Raw genomic sequence first — 5,272 nt, forward strand, 5'->3', positions numbered from 1 at the left:
GAACTGTTCAACCGGCTGCATGCATTCGTAGGGATAGCCGTCCCGCATAAAAATAACCCGGCCTTTTTCGGGTTCCCAGCCAATGACATGCACCCGAATGCCGTATCGGTCCGTGTAAACCCGGTCGAGGTTGATCCGGTGATCTGCGGTTTCGTAGAGTTGTGCATCAGCATTGCCCCCTGGCGGAGGTGATCCGCTCAATCAGGTGGGGGAATCGGGATTCGTAGAAATGGGGTTGAGTTTCGCGCTGGCTGCGCGGGTCGGTGACGTTTTTGCCATAAACAAGCCCCGCGTTTGTGATGGACCAGAATTGACGTTGTCCATAACGCGTACTCGGGCGCTGTTTCCGCTCCAGGATGCCCAGCCTTTCGAGAATACGGTTCGCCGCCGGCGCGCTCAGGTCTGAGCCATAACGCGCCAATAGCGTAGTGATGGCCGCCGTTGTCCGACTGGAGCCGTCTGTCGCATCGCTGGGTGCGTCAATGGCGTAGGCCGGCAGAAATATCGGAACGCCGGCGAACTCCTGCAACTGTTGCAGGGCTGCCAGGCGGGATGAATTCGATAGATTTAACATCCGCGCCGCGGTTTCCAGAATCCACAGCCCCGACCTGACCTGTTCCGCCCTGGCCGGCGCCAACTGAGGTTGTGCTAACTGCTGTTCCAGTTCGGTCATGTGGTCGAAAACTTTCGCCTGTAGCTCATAGCTGTAACTCATGGCCAACAGGCAGGCTTCACGTTTAGGGAACCGGAAACAAGGCAAATCCCGGCCGGTGCTGTCAGTGTACTGAGCGAAAAATTTCGTTGAGTGATTTTCACCCAACACTTTAGGGACCTTCGTCATGAAATCGGCGTGACGCAATTGTGGATGCCCCTTGCTTGGAAACTCGACACCGGCCGCCCCAGCCTTTTCCGCCCGCTCCGCGTTGATGTAGTCCACCAGCTCCAGGCTGGTCATGGTGATTTGTGTTGTCGGCAGATTAACCATGTTCTCCCCCTACCCTGTAAAATCGTGCCCAGGCCCGTCCCAGCTCTACCCGATCCACCACCGGTTGGTAGTTGGCCGGTTCGCCCGGCTGGTTTACGATGACGTCATACGCAAGCGGCTGGCTGAGATCGGTATTCACAAAAGGCCGGCAACGGAATTGCATGGACCCGGTGTTTACCGGTACACTGATCTCGCGTTGACTGTCTCCACTGATACAAACGCAACGAGGCTCGGGAGCTGCATACTCGCGAGCCTCAACTTTTTGTAAGGCGCTCATTTCGAGGCTCCTTTCTTACGGCTGAATAACGCCACGATGGCGCGGACCTCTTCTTCACGCGCTGCCATATGGCGCCGGTGAAATACCTCAATCTCCTGCGCCTCGTGTTTTTCAATGACGCCATCCTCCAATGCCTGAGCGATGATTTGATCCACCTGGCCGCGGGCGGCAGCGGAACGCATCGCTCTCGAAAACAAGTCAACACGGTCGAGCTCTTCGAGGTTCGGCCGCTCCACCAGCAGGTCACCGCGGCGGCGAGCGAAATAGTCGGCCAGGTAGTTGGTCCCAGACAGGTCTTCCATCGCCTCCAACTCGTCGACTTCGAAGAAACGACAGCTGTTTTTCTGGTACAGGTTGTTGTTGAACGTCTCCAGACTCATGCCCAGAGCGCCAGCCATAGCGGAACGGCCGCCTGGGTAGGCTTTGCACATGGCCTTCACAACGTCTTTGAGGTTTTGCTCTACCATGTTGTTTTCTCTTAGATTAGAATCGGGAAATCGGGCCTATCGACGTAGAAAAATGTGGGTAAAAAAATGAACAACCCTTTGTCTAAGTTGGTTCTTGATCACTGGTACAAGGTCCTGATTGTTGTTGGAATTGTTATATTCATTATTAATGGCGGGGGTTTTCTTCCTGTATATCCCACAGCCTCGGTCGCTTTTGCCTCCCTTGGTTGCTTCTTTTGGGGTTTGGGTGAGTGGATTAATCATCCATATAGAGAGGCTTTCATGCTTGATCCCCTTGGCCGGCCTACTGGAAAAATCTCCAGGCACCTGTGCACCCTTACATTTACAGGTATTGGCTTCGATATTTTGGGGACTGTCCTGATCGCGGCTGGGATTTACAAATTGTTCTAATCGCCAACCAATCAGCACGATTTCACCCGTTTCTTCATCCACCAGCACGGATCCTGGAGATAACCGTTCCAATTCGGTCAGCAATGTTTTGTTAATTCTCATGGCTACCTCTTTGTTTTTTCTCTGGTAGTTATATTTAGGCCGCCGGCTGGCTATTCTGTTGGAAAATATCTGGGCGAAGCCTTTCTTAAGGTATGTATTGACCTGTCACAAAGGGTTGCTCCACACCGGCGGAGCGGATCAGTTGTTTTAAAGAACAGTGGCGCCGGAGCGCCGGTTAGGCTGCTTCTAATTCAGGCCAGATCTTTGCCCAGTCTTCTGGCCTCAGGTCCTTGCGGCCAACGACTCCATTCGTTGCATTTTCAATTTCAACGCATCGAGCTGGAGAAATTGCACACCGACCTGATGCCATCTGGGAAAGAAAAGAGCTGGAAACGCCAAGGACGGTCGCCAATTTCTTGGCTTCACCTCGCCCCAAAGAGTCGATGTATTTTTTCAGTTCCATGTGTCACCTCTTGGTTGAGACGAGTTTATTAAACACTAAACTTATAGTCAAGTATTTGCTTGTTTAGCGAATACTAATCAAAATGAGCGAATGGATATTACAGAGAATCGGCGCAAGCGCCTGGCGGAATGGTTCAAAGGGAATCCTTTGCCCCCAAAAGAAAAAAGTTACTTGTCGCAACTCATGACCGGAAGAGCATCTTTTGGTGAGAGGGCAGCTCGACGTTTAGAACGAACGTATGGCATGCCGGGAGGTTACCTGGACATATCGATCACAGGAAAATTTGACAATAATGTTAAATTTGTTGCGCCCTATGTCCCAGGGAAGAAATACCCCGTCCTCAGCACCGTCCAGGCTGGTGCATGGCATGAGGCCATTGAAGCCTATACCCTGAAGGATATCGATCTGTGGCTGGAATCCAATGCGCATATCGAAGGCGATGGTTTTTGGCTGAAGGTGGAAGGCGATTCCATGACGGCGCCGACTGGCTTAAGCATACCGGAAGGGACTTATGTTCTGTTCGATACCGGCAAAGAGCCGAAGAATGGCAGTCTGGTGATTGCGAAATTGACCGACGACAACGAGGCTACCTTCAAAAGGCTCGTCATAGACGGCGGACAGCGATACCTCAAGGGGCTTAACCCGATGTGGCCGTTACTGCCTATCAATGGGAATTGCACCATCATCGGCGTTGGCGTCGAGACGAAGATGATGCTCCCCTAACCTACCGCGTCTTCTGTTACTCGGTGCTGGTGTGATGCTCCCCTAAGGGGTGGGGTACGATTCCTCTTAATTTTAAGCTATGGACATACATACAGTCTGTACATATATATGATATTTAATAAGAATTCATTTTGTGTTTTTGGGACTTGTCCATAACTAAAAAATGTGATCCATTTTTCTTGCTTGTTCTAACCTTTACGGTAATATTCAGTTGTACTACATGCGGGATGACTCCCTGCGGGAGATCACTATGTTTAAATTCGATATGCAAATCGCCCAAAACTACGCAGCGTTCTACAACCCAGAAGATGGAAAATGCGTTTTCGTTGATTCTTTTGATAATCAAGAATTCGACGTGAGAGTGGGTACGCTGACTGAAAGCCGCCATGTCGGAACCGTTCACGCAAAATCTGACGATGAACTTAATCGCAAGCTGAGAACTGTTACGGCCGCGCATCTATGAGCATCACTCGACAGGGAATTCTTGACCTTGAGGCTGAAATAAACGACATACTTGCTGAAGATTGTGTCGAGTTACATTTTACATTTCATGCCGCCGTTGAACGTCTTAATGATCCGAGAAACAACCCTGCGATATCGCTAAATGAACTTGATGAGCTTTTCAGAACATTCATAGATACTCACCTAACTACGGTGATAACGTATCCGGAAGGAACCACTTTCACCATAAGGTGCAACAAAACCCATATCCATCTACCATGCGCCATCAAGAATGATGTGCGGATCGGCAAGGTATGGGTGATACAAAGCGTTGTAACCGTTCAGAGAAAAGCTGGGTTCGTGTCAAAAGACCCTATCGTTCTAGAGATCAATTAAATATCTCCCTGACCCGGCCCAGCGCCGGGTTTTTTGTGCCTATCACCCTCTCCCGCCCCCCCAATCTGTACAAATCCTGACCTACCGTGGTGCAGAGTAAACACGATTTAATGAAATCTGAGCTTTCCGCGGTGCCAATCCCTCCCGTTTTGCGCCCAGGCCGGGCCTGGGGAAGATTTTTTCAAAATAAATTCTCTTTGAAATCAACAGAGTTTAGCAAACACATCATTTAGTGTTTAATAAACACTTGACACATGTGTTTAGTATTTAATAAACTACTTCCATCGACACGGAACACGGCAGGAGCCACGGTTGATAAGGAAGTCAGGAAAGGATGCCCACGAACGTAGCCGGCGGTGGCACATGAATGACCGGATGATTCGCCGAAAAGGCAGTTGAGGATAGCCAAAATGCAGAAACCTGAACCGATGGTTGTAGCAGAAGGGATTTCTAATGAGGCGCTTTATCAGTGGATGTGGGAAAAAGCTATAAGAACATCGAGGGGAATGGCGGCGCTTCGTGGCCTTGCTGGTTGTGATTGGTGTTTCTACTGCTGTGGTGAGTGCTCTGGCGATTTTACCATAGCGATTGCTCAACCGCATGAGCACTGATAGCGGCCGGCTCATAACCCAAACCGCTATGTTGTGGTAGTGCTCAACCGGTTGTGCGATCGGGTGATTGTTGGGGTTATCCGCCCTACAGCTGGTTCGACTCCAGCCGCTCACTTATACCACTGAGAGCGCGAGTAGTTTTCAGGTACCACCGCCGCGGCGACGCCTGTCATAGATCACCGCGGAGTTCGTAAGCCGTATGCATTGGTAAGTACGGGAATCCGAACCGCGCTGGCTGGAAGGTCGGCACCAACAAAACAGCGTCTCCCGGTTCGGGCACCAGCAGCACGCGGAGCGCCAAACAGCGGCACGACACGACCGCGGGGATCTGGTGAGTAATCGCGGAGAAACAGCGCCAACCCGGGGTTACCCGGGCGAGCCGGTGGAAGGCCGGCATATAACAGAGGGCTTTGAGAGGGGTAACAGAGTGCGGCGTGATTAACCGTTGCTCATAGTCAAACATCCAACAGCCGGTGG

General features: G+C 51.1%; 10 protein-coding genes. 4 read left to right on the top strand and 6 right to left on the bottom strand.

From position 1 onward, the window contains the following. The 6 genes from FCN80_RS25070 to FCN80_RS25095 all read right to left on the bottom strand — a co-directional run. A partial coding sequence (locus FCN80_RS25070; protein ID WP_230492949.1) for a DUF4222 domain-containing protein occupies positions 1-93 on the bottom strand: 93 nt, incomplete at its 3' end. Between the two features lie 73 nt (positions 94-166). Further along, positions 167-985 carry a Rha family transcriptional regulator gene (locus FCN80_RS25075; protein ID WP_136993032.1) on the bottom strand — a complete coding sequence of 273 codons (819 nt, stop codon included), beginning with the start codon at positions 983-985 and terminating at the stop codon, positions 167-169. Then, on the bottom strand, positions 978-1,262 hold the full coding sequence (locus tag FCN80_RS25080) for a hypothetical protein (protein ID WP_136993033.1): 285 nt from the start codon (positions 1,260-1,262) through the stop codon (positions 978-980). The genes FCN80_RS25075 and FCN80_RS25080 overlap by 8 nt, the downstream gene beginning before the upstream one ends. After that, a complete protein-coding gene (locus tag FCN80_RS25085) occupies positions 1,259-1,729 on the bottom strand; it encodes a YmfL family putative regulatory protein (protein ID WP_136993034.1) in 471 nt (156 codons plus the stop codon). The genes FCN80_RS25080 and FCN80_RS25085 overlap by 4 nt, the downstream gene beginning before the upstream one ends. A 36-nt stretch (positions 1,730-1,765) precedes the next feature. After that, positions 1,766-2,221 (bottom strand): hypothetical protein, encoded by a 456-nt coding sequence (locus FCN80_RS25090; RefSeq protein WP_136993035.1) that lies wholly within the window; start codon positions 2,219-2,221, stop codon positions 1,766-1,768. 175 nt (positions 2,222-2,396) lie between these two features. After that, positions 2,397-2,624: a transcriptional regulator gene (locus FCN80_RS25095; protein WP_136993036.1), complete on the bottom strand. Its 228-nt coding sequence runs from the start codon at positions 2,622-2,624 to the stop codon at positions 2,397-2,399. Between the two features lie 90 nt (positions 2,625-2,714). Between FCN80_RS25095 and FCN80_RS25100 the strand changes: the two genes are divergently transcribed. The 4 genes from FCN80_RS25100 (at position 2,715) to FCN80_RS25115 (ending at position 4,795) form a co-directional block, all read left to right on the top strand. Continuing rightward, positions 2,715-3,347: a LexA family protein gene (locus FCN80_RS25100; RefSeq protein ID WP_230492948.1), complete on the top strand. Its 633-nt coding sequence runs from the start codon at positions 2,715-2,717 to the stop codon at positions 3,345-3,347. Positions 3,348-3,597: 250 nt separating this feature from the next. After that, entirely contained in the window at positions 3,598-3,810 is a 213-nt protein-coding gene (locus FCN80_RS25105; protein WP_136993037.1) for a hypothetical protein, read from the top strand. After that, positions 3,807-4,184: a hypothetical protein gene (locus FCN80_RS25110; protein ID WP_136993038.1), complete on the top strand. Its 378-nt coding sequence runs from the start codon at positions 3,807-3,809 to the stop codon at positions 4,182-4,184. The genes FCN80_RS25105 and FCN80_RS25110 overlap by 4 nt, the downstream gene beginning before the upstream one ends. Positions 4,185-4,594: 410 nt before the next feature. After that, on the top strand, positions 4,595-4,795 hold the full coding sequence (locus FCN80_RS25115; protein WP_136993039.1) for a hypothetical protein: 201 nt from the start codon (positions 4,595-4,597) through the stop codon (positions 4,793-4,795). Positions 4,796-5,272 lie beyond the last annotated feature (477 nt).

This window comes from Martelella alba, assembly GCF_005217455.1.
In the GTDB taxonomy this organism is placed as follows: Bacteria; Pseudomonadota; Gammaproteobacteria; order Enterobacterales; family Enterobacteriaceae; genus Acerihabitans.